Genomic DNA, 14,591 nt, shown 5'->3' with positions numbered 1-14,591 from the left:
CGGGCGTTCAGGGATGGTCCCCATCCAACCCCCAGCAACGTCGTTCAGTGGGTGCTCACAGGTCCGCCGTTTCACTGCCGGGGCGTCATGCAAAAGGCCGCTGACCTGGGATTTCTCCCGGCCAGCGGCCTTTCCGACTCACGTCGGGACGACAGGGTTCGAACCTGCGACCCCTGCCGGGCGAGCGGCGTCGGGAGGCGTCAGCCGACGGTCAGTGAGAACGGTCCGGCCAGCACCGAGTAGCCGTCGTTGGCCAGGTAGTACACGTCGTACCTGCCCGCGCCGTTCAGCTTGCTCGTGGTCAGAGTGACCGTGCCGCTCTGGTTCGGCGCGTAGGCCCAGGCCAGCGAGGACTGCGAGCCCGGGGTCACGCCCGCCGGGTAGATGCCGACCCAGTTCTTCGTGCTGACCTGCGAGGCGTTCGGCACGGCGTAACGGAAGGTGACATTACCGCCGTTCGCCACCGCGTTCAGGTCGCCGGCCAGCATCGCCGTGGTCGCCGTGGACGGTGCGAAGGCAGCGCCCAGCGGCGTCGCGTAGGTGTCGTTGGCGGTCAGCCCGGGCAGGCCGAGAGCCGACTCGATGGTACGGCCGATGCTGTAGTGGTCGTAGTGCAGCGGGCTGCTGGTCCCGGCCGGGACGGTGCCCTGCGAGCCGAGGACGAGGGTGGCGACGTGGTTGTACCCCTCGTTCTCGCTCTCGTCCCAGGTCAGGATGAGCAGCGAGCGCTCCTGGGTCCACGCGGGCGAGGACAGCACGGGGGCGAGGGTCTGCTTCAGCCAACCGTCCTGCACCTGAAGGCTGGTGGCGTTTCCGTTGCCGGACGCCTCGCCGTCGTAGTAGTCGTCAGCGGCGATCCAGGAGAAGTTCGGGGTGGTGGCCGCCGACCGCAGGTCGGTGGTCAGCTGCGAGGTGTCGAACAGGTGCGCCGCACAGCGGGCCGCATTGCCGCCGATGTCCGTGTAGTTGATGAACGGCGCGTCGTCCGGCTCGTACTTGGCGTCGTACTGGGTGGTGGTGTTGCAGGGCGTGCCCATGCCCTGCTCGTAGGCCTTCCAGCTCTTGCCGGCCTCCTCGATCGTGTCACCGAGGTTGCGCTGCGGGGAGTTGATGTTGGGCCAGTAGGTCGCGCCCTTGGTGTAGGTGTCGCCGCCCGCGATGGCGAGGTAGTTCTCGTCGCTCGGGTGGTAGACGCCGTGGGCGTCGGTGAGGGTGGCGCCCTGGGACATCAGGCTGTGCATGTACGGCGTGTCCGCCGGGTCGTTCATGATCTGGGAGTAGTCGGTGTTCTCCATCATGACCGTGAACACGTGGTCGTAGCCCGGCACGCTGGACGCGGGCGGGGCCACCGGTGCCGGTGCGGTGACCGGGGTGTCGAGGGTGAGGGAGAGGTCGTCCAGGTAGCCGGTCTCGCTGGAGGTGGACAGGAACTGCACCTCGGCCTGGATCGACCTCGTCCCGGCCGGGACGGAGCCGGTGGCGCTGCGGGAGAGGAACTTGGTGGACAGGCCGCGGTCGGTCGCGGAGACGGTCGGCAGCTTGGCGGTCGCACCGATCGGGTGACCGTTCGCGTCCTGGAAGTGCAGGCTGACGGCGGCGTAACCGCCGTAGGTCGTCCAACCGCCCAGCCAACCCGCGAGGTTGTAGTGCACTCCGCCGCCGTCGATCGCCGTGGCGGCCGAGGAGACGTCGACGGTCTGCGCCATCGAGCCGTCCCCGAAGTTGCCGGGGCCGAAGAAGGCCTTTCCGGGCGTGTTGCCGTCGTTCGGCTGGCCGAAGGAACCGGCCGTGTAGCACATGACGTTGACGCCGCCGGCCTGGACCGTCCAACCGGGGACGGTGGTGGCCGCGCTCCAGTCGTTGGTGCAGTAGCCGCCAGCCTCCGCGTCACCGTTGACGATCAGGTTGCCGCTGCTCCCTGCCGCGTGGGCGGGGACAGGGGCGGCGACGACCAGCGCGCCAAGGAGGGGTAGGGCGGCGAGCAGCCCGCCGAGGAAGCTCGAGCGCAGTCGCATAGGGATACCTCGTCCCGTTGGTGGGGGTGATCGCCATGGCTGTGCGCCATGGACGGGACATAGGTACCGGCCGGTGCTGTCCGGCGGAAGAATGCCAGTCGAACTTGATCAGACAAGTTCGGGCTCATGACACGCAGGCCCGTACGGGCACGGCGTGTTTCCCGCCGCACCCGTCGCGGATGCCCGCCCCGGCAACAGGCGCAGACGAAGTGCGTACATCCAACTCGCACCGACCCGGAGCCGACGTCATCTCATCGGCTTGCCAGGCGAGTTGGAGGCTGTGGACGCTACGACCAGCAGGGCGACGACGACTTCGCCGCTCTCGCCGGTGTGGACAGCGGACTACTGCCGGGAGCCGCGTTCCGGCCAGCGACCCCCTCCTCCAGCTGGAGCTCCGGATCCGCTCAACGAGGCCGCGGAGAAGGCCACCATCCAGGTGAACGAGGACGGAGCGGTGGCCGTGGCCGGCAGCGACGTCACCGTGGGAGTGGGCGCCGCGGCCCCTGCGAAGGCCGTCCACCCGAAGTCCCGGACGGCTTGGCGCCCTTCGGGTCCGTCAGTTGCCGACGGCCAGTCGGTGGCCCTGCTCCAGGAAGGCCATGACGCCGATGGCACCACCGAGTTCACGGATCGTCCGGGCGGCTCCGAACGGCGCGTTCCAGAACTCGCCCTGCCGAAAGGTGTGCGGGCCGACGTACGCGTACGGCTCCGGCCGGAACGCGTCGCCGGGTGAGACGCCGTAGTTCACTTCGCCGACGGTCACCCCGATGTCGAAGTGCTCGGGCCAGATGACCGGCTCCGCGCCCGGGAACAGCCCGCGCAGCGCGGCGTCGCCGAGCGCGAAGCAGTGCGCGAGCCGGCGGGCGGCGGACGGATCCGCCTCAACCGCGTCGTCGGCGGCGATACCCGGCCCGTCCTGGTACAGCCCGGCGGGAGCACCGACCGTGAGCCCGAGTGCCGCGCCGAGCGCGGTGCAGGTGGTCCATTCGAGGGACAGCACCTGCCCGGGCGCGACCAGTTCCGCACCGATCACCCGCAGCTGCGGCTCGACGCTGGTGGCGAAGCCGCCCGCGCAGGCGCGCAGCCGGATCGTGCCGCTGGCCCGGTACTGCGGCCCGGCCAGGACCAGCTCGGCCACCGCGTGCAGGGCGCGGCGGGTGCGTACGACGGTCTCGGTGTCCATGAAGGCATGCTCTCCCAGGAGGGACGCCCGCGCGAGGTCTTCGATGGACCATGGCGGCGCGGGCACCTTGCCGACGGCCCGGGCGGCGGTGGCCTGGCTGCCACCGCCGGAGCGCTGAGCGCCGATCCACCCGGGCTGACGGCGAAGGCTCATTGGCCCCCGGAGGAGGAGTTGAGCGCGCGGCGCTCCTGCAGCCAGCCCTCGCTCAGGTGCGCCCATACACTCTGGTATTCATCGAAGAGGGGCTGGAGCCGATCGTAGCTGAGATCAGCGGCGGGAGTTGAGGCGATGAGGTACTCGAGGTCATCAGCGAGACGCTGGAACCGATACTGCGTCTCCTCCATCAACACCCAGCGCGATCTCCAGTTGAAGAACGACTCAACGGCTCCCAGCAGGGTAACCAGTGCCACGAGGGCGAAGGCCAAGCCAGCCCAGAAGTTCAGGCTCTGCAAGCCGAGGATGATCGTTGAGGCGGCGGACAGCGAGAGCGTCAGCACCTTCAACGCCGAGGAGGCCAGGCGGAAACGCTTCTTCTTTCCTTGGGCGTACACGTTGCCCTGCCGGATCTTCTCCAAGAGGTGACCAGCGGTCTCCACCGGAGCCAGCCCCGCCCCCACAGGCCCGCTAGATCCCATTTCGCCCCCATTGCTTCTGCCTGCGACGTCCCCTGCGACTCCCGACCGTAGGGTCTCACACCGCAGGACTCCGCGGTCAACGGCAATCCCTGCCTGCCGAAGCCGGGGTCTATGCCTCCTGTTCTATCGCCCACTCGGGAGGAACGCGGCTCTGGACGTACGCGTGGGCATCTCGCGCGGCTTCTTCTACACGGTGCGCGTAGTCGTTGGCGTGCCGGCCGCTCCCGGACCTGGCGACCAGGATGTCGAAGGCGAGTTGTGTCTCGTCCTCGTTGTCTGGGAACGGCGGATCGTCCGATTCGGCCAGGACCCGACTCACGGTCTGCTTGTCCGTGGGTCACCGTGACCTACCAGGACGGCACGGTCCGCCGCGAACAGCGGCGCCTGGCCACCAGTTTGAGGGACCACACCCGCTATCGCCGCACGACGTCGGTGGCACCGGCCGCGGCGAGTTGCAGGTCCTGCCCCGCGACGTCGCCAGGCGTGGCCAGCACCATCGCGCCGCGGAGTCGACCTGGGCCGCGCCCAGCGCCCCGTCGATCACCATCGCGTCCTTCAGCGCGCCGTCGATCCCTGCCATGCAGAAGCCCTTCCGACCGTTCCACCTCGAAATCGGCCCTGCGGAGCGACCGGCACTGAGCGTGGGCAGTGCCCACCGGGCCCCCGGCGCGATGACCGCTACTGATCACAAGAGATCACTACTGTCCGAATTCATCACATGCAAAACCAGCGATTTGAAAAATTCTTCATATTCATACATGCTGGCGTGCTGTTGGATCGGCGTACGGTGCGTGGCACCTGTCGGCCACCTGGGAGGGCGGTCGTGAGCGCGCTGTTCGACGAGGAGTAGCGCGAGCAACTGGCCCAGACCCGCCAGGCCCTGCGGCAAGCCCGAGTCAGCAGGGACGACAGCACCCGGCCTATGCCGGGCGCGTAGCGGCGCTGCTGCCGCTCGCGGCCGGCCACGGCATCGACATCCCGCACACCGCCGGGGAAGAGCAAGGAGAGAGCTGAGACATGGCCGTCCCGCTGTACCAGGCGAAGGCGGAGTTCTTCCGCACCCTCGGCCACCCGGCCCGCATCCGGGTCCTCGAACTCCTCCAGGACGGCCCGCTGCTGGTGCGCGACCTGCTCGCCGCCCTCGACATCGAGGCTTCCAGCCTCTCCCAGCAGCTCGCCGTCCTGCGCCGCACCAACCTGGTCACCGCCACCCGCGACGGCAACACCGTGCTCTACGCGCTCTCCACCCCGGACGTCGCCGAGCTGCTGCGCGCGGCCCGCCGAATCCTCAGTGACGTGATCACCGGCCAGAACCAGCTGCTGCACGAGCTCGCCGGAACCACGACCCCTGAGGTCACCGCGTGAGCCCCGCCCATGCTGTTCTCGACCGCATGCGTTCTGTCCTCCCCACCCAACGGATCCTCGCCACGATGGGTCGCTCACCCCGCAAGGACCTGCTGGCCGGCCTGACGGTGGCGATCGTCGCACTTCCGCTGGCCCTCGGTTTCGGCATCTCCTCCGGCGCCGGCGCAGAGGCGGGCCTGGCCACCGCCGTCGTCGCCGGGGCGCTCGCCGCGGTCTTCGGCGGCTCCAACCTCCAGGTGTCCGGGCCGACCGGCGCCATGACCGTCGTCCTGGTCCCCATCGTCGCCCGCTACGGCACCGACGGCGTGCTCACTGTCGGTCTGCTCGCCGGGATCATCCTCATAGCCCTCGCCCTGGCCCGGGCCGGCCGCTGGATGGCCTACGTCCCCGTGCCGGTGGTGGAGGGTTTCACGGTCGGCATCGCCGGTGTCATCGCCCTTCAGCAGGTCCCGGGCGCGCTCGGTGTCAGGAAGCCCGAGGGCGGCAACCCGGCCGTCGTCGCGGCCAGGGCAGTGCGCGAGTACGCCGCCGCACCGCACTGGGCGGCGCTCGGTGTGGCCCTCGCGGTGGCCGTCGTGATGCTCATCGGCGTACGGCTGTGCCCCTCGTTGCCGTTCTCGCTGATCGCTGTCGTCGCCGCGACCGTCGTCACCAACCTCGCCGACCTGCCGGTCGCCACCATCGGCTACCTGCCCGCCGGGCTGCCGGCGCCCTCGCTCGGCTTCCTCGACCTCTCCGCCGTCCCCGCTCTGCTGCCCTCCGCCTTCACGGTCGCCGCGCTGGCCGCGTTGGAGTCGCTGATGTCGGCAACCGCCGCGGACGCGATGAGCGTGTCCGAGCGCCACGACAGCGACCGCGAACTGTTCGGCCAGGGCTTGGCCAACCTGGCTGCCCCGTTGTTCGGCGGTGTCGCCGCCACCGGCGCGATCGCCCGTACCGCCGTCAACGTCCGTTCCGGCGCCGTGTCCCGACTCGCCGCTCTCGTCCACGCCGCCGCCCTGGCCGTGATCGTCTTCGCCGTCGCGCCCCTGGTCGCCGGGATTCCGCTGGCCGCCCTGGCCGGCGTGCTGATCGCCACCGCCGTGCGGATGGTGGAGGTCGGCTCGCTGCGCGCAATCGCCCGCACCGGGCGCGGCGAGGCGGCCGTCCTGCTCCTCACCGCCGCCGCCACGCTCGCCTTCGACCTGGTCACCGCAGTCGTCGTCGGCCTGCTGGTATCCGGCGTGCTCGCCCTCGCCGCAGTCGCGAAGGCAGCGCGGGTCGAGCAGGTCCCGCTGCACGGCGACCTTCCCCCAGCCTCCGGCCGGGAGGTGCCCCCTTCGGACGACCACCACAACGAGGAGCAGGCGCTGCTCGACGAGCACATCGTCGCCTACCGGATCGACGGCCCGCTGCTCTTCGCCGCCGCGCACCGCTTCCTGCTCGAACTCACCGAGAGCGCCATGGTCAAGGTCGTCATCCTGCGGATGTCCCGGGTCAGCGCGATCGACGCCAGCGGCGCGACTGTCCTCGGTGACGCCGTCACCAAACTCCAGCGCCGGGGCACTCTCGTCCTCATGTCCGGCATCCGCGACGAACACCACCGCCCCCTCGACGCCCTCGGCACACTCGACAAGCTGCACGCCGACGGCCACGTATTCGCCACCACCCCCGACGCCATCAGCTACGCCCGCACTCACCTCCACGGCCAGGCCGTCCCCTCCGATCAAAACCTGACCACCACCGGAGCCTCCCGAGTGGCCGAAACCGCCGAGAGGCCACGGTGATCCGGCGCTGGCGGGATCGCAGGCAGCGCGAGCCCTCCTCCGCCGGCCCGGCCCGCCGACCATACCCGGCGTTACCGGATGAGCCTGTGTGGCCCGCCGGATCACGGCGACCGTCCTCACCGGCTGGGGCGTACGACCCAGAACGCTCGCGGGCAGCACCACCGTCCTCGCCGTCGCCCGCCACCTCGACGGCGAACTGACGATCCACCCGACCCCAACGGTGGCAAGACCATCCTCGTCCACCTCCCGCTCACACCGCCCGCCCCGACCCCGGAATGAGGCCGCCCTTGCGTTTCACCATTACCCCCTATGACGATCACGGCGCCCCCGCCTCCCGGCAGACCGTCGATCTGCCCGCCCTCCAAGCCCTCCTCACCGAGGCCGCCACCACCGGCCGACGCCTGCACATCCGCCCCCAGCCCCGGGAGGACCGCCCCTCCGCAATCGGCCAGGAGCCTCGATGAGTGACAGCACCAGTGACGAGAGGAGCCGCCGCAAGGCCATGCTCATCCGCGCCTCGGTCTACATCCTCGGCACCCACCTGTTCGCCGGCTTCGTCATCCTGCTCTTCGCCCTCGGCAATCGACACTGAACTGGCCGACCGAGACTGCGACATCGCGGGCCTTCACGCCCGCTGACCACGGAAAACATCCCTCAGACGACCTGGATATCCTGAACACATGAGCGACAACCTCCCCCCGTGCCCGCAGTGCGCCAGCGAGTACACCTATGAGATGAACGCCCTCATGGTCTGCCCGGAGTGCGGCCACGAGTGGGTGCCCACCGACGCCGGCGGGGCCGCTTCCCCCGGGGTCAGCGAGCGCGTGGTCAAGGACGCGGTCGGCAACGTGCTGAGCGACGGCGACACCGTGACCGTCATCAAGGCCCTCAAGGTCAAGGGCAGCGCCTCGGGCATCAAGGCGGGCACCAAGGTCCGCAACATCCGCCTGGTCGACGGCGTCGACGGCCATGACATCGACTGCCGCATCGAGGGCTTCGGCGCCATGCAGCTCAAGTCCAGCGTCGTCAAGAAGGCCTGATCTGCATCGCCCATTCTCGGCAACCGCCACGGAGCGGTCGACCGGTCAGGTCGTGTCCTTCTTCCCCGGGCAGGGGAGATCGGCTGACCGCTGGGCGTGGCCGGGCTGGTGGCGGTCGGCATTCCGAGTCGGCCAGGCGATGGTGATCTCCGGGTGCACCAGCGGCAGACGGGAAACCGCTTCCTCGGCGGCATCGCGATCGCTCATATCGGCCGGGGTGACCAGGGCCCGCCCGGTGCAAGTCGTCCACCAGCAACGCCAGCGGCTCGGCCGAGCACCAGTCGTCCAGCGTCGAAAGGATGGCCTCGGCCGGGACGTTCGGCGACGAGGCTACGCGCGTGGGCGAGGTGGCCCGCCAGAGGCTCCTCGCCATGGTGGATCGGCGTGTCGGCGCGCTTCTGCAGAGTCCGGTCGGACTGGCCGAGCGGCACGGTCACCGACACCTGGCTGATCCAGACCGTCCGGCCGACTCCGCACCGGCGGCTCGCAGCAGGTTGAGGCGACGAAACGCCGCCGAGGATGTGGGCGGATGAGCCGTCCCCGACCCGTCACGTCGGCCGCACCCCTGGCATCCGCCAACAAGCTGACTTCCGCTCAGCGCCTCCCGTCCTTCCGCCGATGGCTCGGGCGAAGACCTCCACTCTGCTTCCCGGGAGACCCCGGCCGCACGGACACGGCGCGGCCCGGCTCCCGCCTGCTCACCTACGCGTCGCGCCTGCAGGACATGCACAGCCGACAGTCACGACCCGCGAAAATACCCCGCAGGGTATATTTGAAGAAACGGCTGCCCATCAAGGGCCACGACGCAAGGAGTCATGTGATGTGTCGACGTACCGTCTGCCGCACCTGCGGCAAGGCCACCTATGCGGGGTGCGGCATGCACGTCGACCAGGTGCTGGCCGGGGTTGGCAAGGCCGACCGCTGCACCTGCGACAAGAGCACGGGCAAGGAGGGTGGCTTCCTGGCAAGGATCCTGGGTCGCCGCTGAGCGGTGGTTGCGATCCGGTCGGGAGCGGAACCTCCGGACACGGTAGGCCCGAGCCGGATCTGGCCGTCCCGTCCGCCCCCTCATCGTGACGCGACGCGAACCGCGCTGCCGACCGGACCGGGCACCGGGCGCCTCAGATCAGTCGGTCGCCGTTGCACGCGGTTTGATGAGAAGGCCAGGAGACGGATGTTGGGTCGGTGCGGTCGTCGTTTCGCGTATTCACCTGGATGGGTGATACCGGATCGCGGTATCCGGGGCGCCTTGCTGTGATGGGCGGGGCACCCGGTCGGGTGTCCGCCGAGGAGGTTGAGATGACCGCCTACCCGATACGCGCTCTGGTCACCGGTTCGTTGGCTGTGAGTGTCGTGATGTGTGCAACCGCCACCGCGTCCGCCGCTACAGCTGTCGGGACCGCGATCCCGGCCCTCCAGCAGCAGACACGCACCAACCTCACGAAGTCCATGCAGGGCGAGGCGTTCGCCAACGCCTCCTACACCCTCTTCGCGGCCCAGGCCCAACGCGAGGGCCGCTCGGCCGTGGCCGACCTCTTCCGGAAGACCGCTGGTGTGGAGCTGGGTGAGCACTTCACCGAGGAGGCCGCGCTGAGCGGCCTCGTGGGCAGCAACGAGGCGAACCTGACCGACGCCCTGAGCGGCGAGGGATACGAGTCCACCACCATGTACCCGACGTTCGCCCGGCAGGCCAAGGCGGCCGGCGACACCGCCGCGGCCGACCTCTTCGCCGAGATCGCCAAGGACGAGACAGCGCACCTGTCCGCATACCGGGCCGCGCTCACCTCGGTCCGCGCCGGCAAGGGCGCCATCCCGGCGCCCCCGGCCGTCAGCCCCGTCTTGGTGGCGGCCGGGCAGCCCAAGGTCACTTCGGCGCAGACCAAGACCAACCTCGACACCGCCATGCACGGTGAGGCCCTGGCCCACGCCAAGTACAGCCTCTACGCCCAGCGCGCCCAGCAGAGCGGCAACGCAGCTCTGGCACGCCTGTTCACCGGAATTTCCAACGTGGAGTTGCAGGAGCACCTCTCCGGCGAGGCGGTGCTGGCCGGAACGGTCGGCACCACGAGCCGGAACCTGACCACGGCCATCACCGGCGAGACCTACGAGTCCCAGACGATGTACCCGACCTTCGCCCGACAGGCCAAGGCCGTCGGCGACACCGCCGCGGCCACCCTCTTCCAGCACAACGCCAATGACGAGGCCGGCCACGCCCAGGCGTTCCAGACCGCCCGCAGAGGCCTCGGCTGACCAAACGGTGACCGCCCCCGTTCCGGGTGGCTCCCCGCCGGGAGCCGAACGGGGTCGAAAAGTCGGGGGTGGTCGACTCGACCACCCCCGACCTCTCGCTTTGGCCAGCGTGCGAGGGAGCAGTAGTTCTCCTCTTCCTGGGCGAAGTGCAAGCGCAGCACTCTAGGAGGCCGTAGAGGCAGGACCGCAGGTCGTCGAACTGTTCGGGGTGCAGGCGGCCGTGGTCGGCGTCGGCGAGTTGCAGGTGATTGGCGATCTGTCAGGCAGGTGGTGGATCTCGGTGTGGCGTGGCAGGGGCCTTCGGGCCCATCGACCGGGCCGGGCGGGCCCTGATCGTGCACCACACACGTGTGGGTGGAGTCGGGGCTGTTCGGCCCAAGCGACCGGCCCCGGCGTGTGGGCACGATGGCGGTGACCACCGAATCGGTGGTCGGCGACCAGGGAGCCGGGCGAGATGGGCGGCCTCCTGGCGGTGGCCCGGGCCGAGCAGGCCCTACCGCAACCGGTGCCGGTCCGAGTGGACGAGGTCGTCGCCGACCGGATCACGGCATGGGAGCCGGTCGCAGAGAAGCGCGGGATCCACCTCACCACCACCTCCCGGGCGGCAGGTCCGGTCGCGCTGGGAAAAGGTCACCCTCTGCGGCCTCACCCTGGCCGGCGTACTCGCCGCCCGCGCCGCCGGAACCACTGTCTTGCGTCCAGCACTGCGCGTGGTCGTCGGTGGTGGGCTCGCCATGGCGTGCACCGCGGCCGTCGCCGGCGTTTGAGGGAACCCTCGCGAATCACCTCTCCGCAGAAGCCGCTGCTGCCACCCCCGCACTGACCCGTTCCGCCGAGTCGGCCCCGGCCACCGGCCACCGGCTCGCGCGACTGTGGCCTGGGGGAACTCGGGCGCGGACTTCGCTTGACCACGTCCCACGCGTGGCGCCAATCCTCGCGCGTTCGGACCACTGCACGTGCCGGCGCGCACTCGCCGCGTCAGTCTGGCGCCAGATCCTGTTCGGTGGTCGAAAGGAAGCGGCGATGACAGCAGCACCGACGACGAGTGTCCTCTCGGCGCCTGTCGACCTGAACCACCCGGGCCACTACGTGCACTGGGGCGTGGTCCAGATCTCGGTGACGAATCTGGTAGTCATCTGCCTGATGGTGGTGGTCTTCGTGGCCGCGCTGCTGCTGCCCTTCCCCGCACGGGCGGCGTGATGGCGAGTAACTGGACCGGCGCGATCCGGCGGTACGCCCTGCGGAGGCTACCGCCCGAGAAGCTCCTCCCCGAGACCCAGCCGGTCTACATGGCGTCGTGGATCTACGTCTTCGGGGTGCTCACCGTGTCGGCGCTCGTGGTGGTCCTGGTCTCCGGCGGTGTGCTCGCGCTGATGGGCCCCGCCTGGTGGCACACCTCCAGCGTCGGCAGGTACGTCAACAGCGTCCACCTGTGGAGCGTGGAGCTGTTCATGGCCGTCATGGTGATCCATCTGTGGGGCAAGTTCTTCATGGCCGCCTGGCGCGGCCGACGGGCCCTGACCTGGGCGACCGGCGCGGTCACCTTCCTGGTCTCGATCGGCACCGCGTTCACCGGCTACCTGGTCCAGCAGAACTTCGACTCCCAGTGGATCTCCGGGCAGGCCAAGGACGCGCTCAACGCGGTCGGCATCGGCGCCTGGTTCAACGTCCTCGACTTCGGCCAGATGCTGATGTGGCACATCGTCCTGCTCCCGCTCGCGATCGGGCTGCTGACCGCCTGGCACGTCCTGCTGGTCCGCATGCGCGGCATCGTGCCGCCGATCGGCGCCACCGCGCCCGAGGTCGAGCGGTGAAGCCCGCCCAGGCGCCCGGGTCGGACGCCTTCCCCGTCCGCCGCTACGACCTGGTCAAGGAGTTCACGATCGCGTTGGTGATCACCGCCCTGCTCAGCGCGGGGCTGGCCGGTCTGTTCTCCTCCCCGGACGAAACACCGATCACCCTGGCCGCCTGGTCCACCGCGGCGCCGAACGACTTCACCGCGACGGCCGTCGCCGAACTCGCCGGCACCAGCACCTCCGCGCAGTACGGCCCGCCCTACAACCACACCCCGGGCGCCGGCCAGAAGATCGGCCCGGTCAGCCTGCAGCGGGCAGCCGGCGTCCGCATCCCCGTCGACCCGGCCGAGGACTTCGTACTGCAACCCCTGCGCCACTCCGCGGAGCCGCCGGAGGTCACCGCCGCACTCACCGAGTGGAACGCCGCCTCCGCCGACCAGCGGCAGTCCTGGAGCTCGGCCTACGCGGACGCCCTGGGCAAGGCACCGGACGGCGATCCGGCCAAGGTCGGCCCCGGCGACTACGGCCCGGTGCCGGTACTGACCGCCCATCTACTGACGCTTGCCCAGGCGGGCTCACTCGACGGCCAGTTGCTGGGCCGGGGTCGCTTCTACCAGACCGACTTCACCAAGCCGATGCTCTTCCTCGCCGACGGCTCGTACCTGTCGGACCGGGCCGCCGAACAGCACCTGACCGGAAGCCAATGGGGGATGATGAACGAGACCGGGGACTACCCCGGACAGGCCTGGCTGTGGCTCTACACCTTCTGGTACCAGATCGACCCGTTCACGACCTCGAAGAACGCGGACGCCGAAATCTGGGCCATCATGGCCGTGCTCAGCCTCGCCCTGGTCCTGGTGCCGTTCATCCCCGGCATCCGGTCCATCCCCCGCTGGACCAGGATCTACCGCCTCGTCTGGCGTGACTACTACCGCACGCGGCACTGACCGACTCAGCCAACGAGCAACCCTCACCGGTGGTCCCTCCCGACCGGACGGCCGATGCCACCAGCGGCCCAGACATCGGCCGGACGGCACGAAGGACGACCGCCACCCGGCCGATCACATAACCAGAATCCCAGCGCCAGCCGTCCTCCCGTCGCTGCGCGACGGACACATCGAACCGCCCACGCACCGAGTAGGCTGACACAGCGGGGCAACGGCGACTCCTGCCGGTCGAAGGAGTGACCACGATGACCGAGTCCCCTCTCACCCTCACCGAACTGCGACTGCTCGCGACCGCGGCCGGCGCCGCGCCCTCGGTGCACAACAGCCAACCCTGGCGGCTGCGCCCGACCACCAACCTGCACGGCATGCTGGTGTACTCGACCCCCGAAAGGGCGGTACCCGTCGCGGACCCGGACGGCCGGGCCATGCTCATCTCCGTCGGCGCGGCCCTGTTCAACCTCCGCACCGCGGCCCACCACCTCGGACGCCAGGCCACCGTCCGGCTGAGCCCCGATCCTCCCCAACCGGACCTGGCCGCGATCATCGATCTGTCCGAACCACTCCCCGACGGTGGCGGGAACATCCCGGATCTGTACGCCGCGATCGCCCACCGCCACTCCAGCCGCCAGCCGTTCGCCAACCGCGACGTCCCCGAAGCCGTCATCGGCGAGCTGATCGAGGCCGCCGACGACGAGGGAACGACCCTGGAGGTTCTGGAGGAGGACGGCGCGCGCCGCGTCCTGGCGCTCACCACCGAGGCCGAGCAGCGGATCGCCGAGGACGTCGCACGGCAAGCCGAGACCCGAAGCTGGCTGCGCCCGGAGGAGCCCGCCACCGACGGCATCCCGCTCGAGGCACTCGGGCCGCTGGACCTCGACGCCCGGGTGCCGATGCGCGGCTTCACCGGCCACCCGCCCCGCCCCGCCGTGTCGGCCGAGAGGTTCGAGGCCCTACCGCAGGTCGCCGTCATAAAGACACACGGTGACCACCCAAACGACTGGCTGCGCACCGGTCAGGCCATGGAACGGGTCTGGCTGCTGGCGACAACCCACGGGGTCCGCGCCAACATCCTGCACCAGGCGGTCGAATGGCAAGAAACGCGGTGGCGGCTGCGCGATCCGGCCGAGGGCCCCGGCCACGTCCAACTCGTCATGCGGCTCGGCTTCGGCCCGCCCGGACACCCCACACCACGCCGGCCCGTCGAGGAGATCCTCGACCTCAGCGGCCACCAGCTGGACCAACGCTCAGCATGACAGACGAGGGCCCGTAGCGGGCAGCTCCGCCGTCCGACGTGAGAAGGCTCCGGCAGCCGGACAGAACAGCGCGAAGACAGCCTCCGCCAGTACCCCGACTGCGCGGCACTGCTCGTCCGCGATGCCGTCCGCGCGGGAAGGGTGGAACAAGGCGAGCACGAAGACCATCACGCCCGCATGCGGCACGACGGGTAAAACAGCAAGATGATCGTCCAGCCGGGCGGGCGCGGATGGTACGGCCAGGTCGAGATCGACCGCCCCACCAGCCAACTCCTGTGCACCGGCGACCACTTCCTGTCGGCCCCGACGCCTGGACCAACAGCCACCCCTGCGTGGGCCCC

At 70.0% G+C, this 14,591-nt stretch carries 16 protein-coding genes; 11 read left to right on the top strand and 5 right to left on the bottom strand.

Translation table 11 applies throughout. The features are described 5' to 3' along the window. Nucleotides 1–200 precede the first annotated feature (200 nt). The 4 genes from ABD369_RS13890 to ABD369_RS13875 all read right to left on the bottom strand — a co-directional run bounded on the left by ABD369_RS13890 (nt 201) and on the right by ABD369_RS13875 (nt 4,152). Entirely contained in the window at nt 201–2,015 is a 1,815-nt protein-coding gene (locus ABD369_RS13890; RefSeq protein ID WP_344636668.1) for an alkaline phosphatase family protein, read from the bottom strand. Nucleotides 2,016–2,571: 556 nt separating this feature from the next. Beyond that, complete coding sequence (locus tag ABD369_RS13885) at nt 2,572–3,351, bottom strand: hypothetical protein (RefSeq protein WP_344636667.1); 780 nt, start codon at nt 3,349–3,351, stop codon at nt 2,572–2,574. After that, a complete protein-coding gene (locus tag ABD369_RS13880) occupies nt 3,348–3,773 on the bottom strand; it encodes a DUF4231 domain-containing protein (RefSeq protein WP_344636666.1) in 426 nt (141 codons plus the stop codon). Before ABD369_RS13880 ends, ABD369_RS13885 begins: the two co-directional genes overlap by 4 nt. Before the next feature lie 169 nt (nt 3,774–3,942). After that, nucleotides 3,943–4,152 (bottom strand): hypothetical protein, encoded by a 210-nt coding sequence (locus tag ABD369_RS13875; RefSeq protein ID WP_344636665.1) that lies wholly within the window; start codon nt 4,150–4,152, stop codon nt 3,943–3,945. A 698-nt stretch (nt 4,153–4,850) separates the two neighbouring features. Between ABD369_RS13875 and ABD369_RS13870 the strand changes: the two genes are divergently transcribed. From ABD369_RS13870 to ABD369_RS13850, 5 genes are all read left to right on the top strand, one after another. Then, nucleotides 4,851–5,198 carry an ArsR/SmtB family transcription factor gene (locus ABD369_RS13870; protein ID WP_344636664.1) on the top strand — a complete coding sequence of 116 codons (348 nt, stop codon included), beginning with the start codon at nt 4,851–4,853 and terminating at the stop codon, nt 5,196–5,198. A 26-nt stretch (nt 5,199–5,224) separates the two neighbouring features. Continuing rightward, nucleotides 5,225–6,964, top strand: coding sequence for a SulP family inorganic anion transporter (locus tag ABD369_RS13865; protein ID WP_344636663.1), 1,740 nt, complete (start codon nt 5,225–5,227; stop codon nt 6,962–6,964). Nucleotides 6,965–7,251: 287 nt separating this feature from the next. After that, nucleotides 7,252–7,428 (top strand): hypothetical protein, encoded by a 177-nt coding sequence (locus tag ABD369_RS13860; protein WP_344636662.1) that lies wholly within the window; start codon nt 7,252–7,254, stop codon nt 7,426–7,428. Then, on the top strand, nt 7,425–7,556 hold the full coding sequence (locus tag ABD369_RS13855) for a DUF6126 family protein (RefSeq protein WP_344636661.1): 132 nt from the start codon (nt 7,425–7,427) through the stop codon (nt 7,554–7,556). The genes ABD369_RS13860 and ABD369_RS13855 overlap by 4 nt, the downstream gene beginning before the upstream one ends. A gap of 88 nt (nt 7,557–7,644) precedes the next feature. Continuing rightward, nucleotides 7,645–8,004, top strand: coding sequence for a zinc ribbon domain-containing protein YjdM (locus ABD369_RS13850; protein ID WP_344636660.1), 360 nt, complete (start codon nt 7,645–7,647; stop codon nt 8,002–8,004). Between the two features lie 45 nt (nt 8,005–8,049). Here the strand turns inward: ABD369_RS13850 and ABD369_RS13845 are convergent, their stop codons facing one another. Continuing rightward, a complete protein-coding gene (locus tag ABD369_RS13845) occupies nt 8,050–8,211 on the bottom strand; it encodes a hypothetical protein (RefSeq protein ID WP_344636659.1) in 162 nt (53 codons plus the stop codon). 613 nt (nt 8,212–8,824) lie between these two features. Between ABD369_RS13845 and ABD369_RS13840 the strand changes: the two genes are divergently transcribed. The 6 genes from ABD369_RS13840 to ABD369_RS13815 all read left to right on the top strand — a co-directional run bounded on the left by ABD369_RS13840 (nt 8,825) and on the right by ABD369_RS13815 (nt 14,250). Beyond that, nucleotides 8,825–8,992 (top strand): hypothetical protein, encoded by a 168-nt coding sequence (locus ABD369_RS13840; protein ID WP_344636658.1) that lies wholly within the window; start codon nt 8,825–8,827, stop codon nt 8,990–8,992. 311 nt (nt 8,993–9,303) lie between these two features. Next, on the top strand, nt 9,304–10,254 hold the full coding sequence (locus tag ABD369_RS13835; RefSeq protein ID WP_344636657.1) for a ferritin family protein: 951 nt from the start codon (nt 9,304–9,306) through the stop codon (nt 10,252–10,254). A gap of 1,023 nt (nt 10,255–11,277) precedes the next feature. Further along, nucleotides 11,278–11,454 carry a hypothetical protein gene (locus tag ABD369_RS13830; protein WP_344636656.1) on the top strand — a complete coding sequence of 59 codons (177 nt, stop codon included), beginning with the start codon at nt 11,278–11,280 and terminating at the stop codon, nt 11,452–11,454. Then, nucleotides 11,454–12,068, top strand: coding sequence for a cytochrome b N-terminal domain-containing protein (locus tag ABD369_RS13825; protein ID WP_344636655.1), 615 nt, complete (start codon nt 11,454–11,456; stop codon nt 12,066–12,068). The genes ABD369_RS13830 and ABD369_RS13825 overlap by 1 nt, the downstream gene beginning before the upstream one ends. Then, nucleotides 12,065–12,997 (top strand): hypothetical protein, encoded by a 933-nt coding sequence (locus ABD369_RS13820; RefSeq protein WP_344636654.1) that lies wholly within the window; start codon nt 12,065–12,067, stop codon nt 12,995–12,997. The genes ABD369_RS13825 and ABD369_RS13820 overlap by 4 nt, the downstream gene beginning before the upstream one ends. Before the next feature lie 245 nt (nt 12,998–13,242). Continuing rightward, nucleotides 13,243–14,250: an Acg family FMN-binding oxidoreductase gene (locus tag ABD369_RS13815; protein ID WP_344636653.1), complete on the top strand. Its 1,008-nt coding sequence runs from the start codon at nt 13,243–13,245 to the stop codon at nt 14,248–14,250. The last annotated feature ends 341 nt before the right edge of the window (nt 14,251–14,591 follow it).

This window comes from Kitasatospora cystarginea (assembly GCF_039533515.1).
Taxonomy (GTDB): domain Bacteria; phylum Actinomycetota; class Actinomycetes; order Streptomycetales; family Streptomycetaceae; genus Kitasatospora; species Kitasatospora cystarginea.
This window is presented reverse-complemented; position numbering and strand designations above follow the sequence as displayed.

What these genes read in the sequence shown, in the direction of transcription:
- ABD369_RS13890 (WP_344636668.1), bottom strand. Translation starts at nt 2,015, where the DNA reads ATGCGACTGCGCTCGAGCTTCCTCGGCGGGCTGCTCGCCGCCCTACCC.
- ABD369_RS13885 (WP_344636667.1), bottom strand. Translation starts at nt 3,351, where the DNA reads ATGAGCCTTCGCCGTCAGCCCGGGTGGATCGGCGCTCAGCGCTCCGGC.
- ABD369_RS13870 (WP_344636664.1), top strand. Translation starts at nt 4,851, where the DNA reads ATGGCCGTCCCGCTGTACCAGGCGAAGGCGGAGTTCTTCCGCACCCTC.
- ABD369_RS13865 (WP_344636663.1), top strand. Translation starts at nt 5,225, where the DNA reads ATGCGTTCTGTCCTCCCCACCCAACGGATCCTCGCCACGATGGGTCGC.
- ABD369_RS13855 (WP_344636661.1), top strand. Translation starts at nt 7,425, where the DNA reads ATGAGTGACAGCACCAGTGACGAGAGGAGCCGCCGCAAGGCCATGCTC.
- ABD369_RS13850 (WP_344636660.1), top strand. Translation starts at nt 7,645, where the DNA reads ATGAGCGACAACCTCCCCCCGTGCCCGCAGTGCGCCAGCGAGTACACC.
- ABD369_RS13845 (WP_344636659.1), bottom strand. Translation starts at nt 8,211, where the DNA reads ATGAGCGATCGCGATGCCGCCGAGGAAGCGGTTTCCCGTCTGCCGCTG.
- ABD369_RS13840 (WP_344636658.1), top strand. Translation starts at nt 8,825, where the DNA reads ATGTGTCGACGTACCGTCTGCCGCACCTGCGGCAAGGCCACCTATGCG.
- ABD369_RS13835 (WP_344636657.1), top strand. Translation starts at nt 9,304, where the DNA reads ATGACCGCCTACCCGATACGCGCTCTGGTCACCGGTTCGTTGGCTGTG.
- ABD369_RS13830 (WP_344636656.1), top strand. Translation starts at nt 11,278, where the DNA reads ATGACAGCAGCACCGACGACGAGTGTCCTCTCGGCGCCTGTCGACCTG.
- ABD369_RS13825 (WP_344636655.1), top strand. Translation starts at nt 11,454, where the DNA reads ATGGCGAGTAACTGGACCGGCGCGATCCGGCGGTACGCCCTGCGGAGG.
- ABD369_RS13815 (WP_344636653.1), top strand. Translation starts at nt 13,243, where the DNA reads ATGACCGAGTCCCCTCTCACCCTCACCGAACTGCGACTGCTCGCGACC.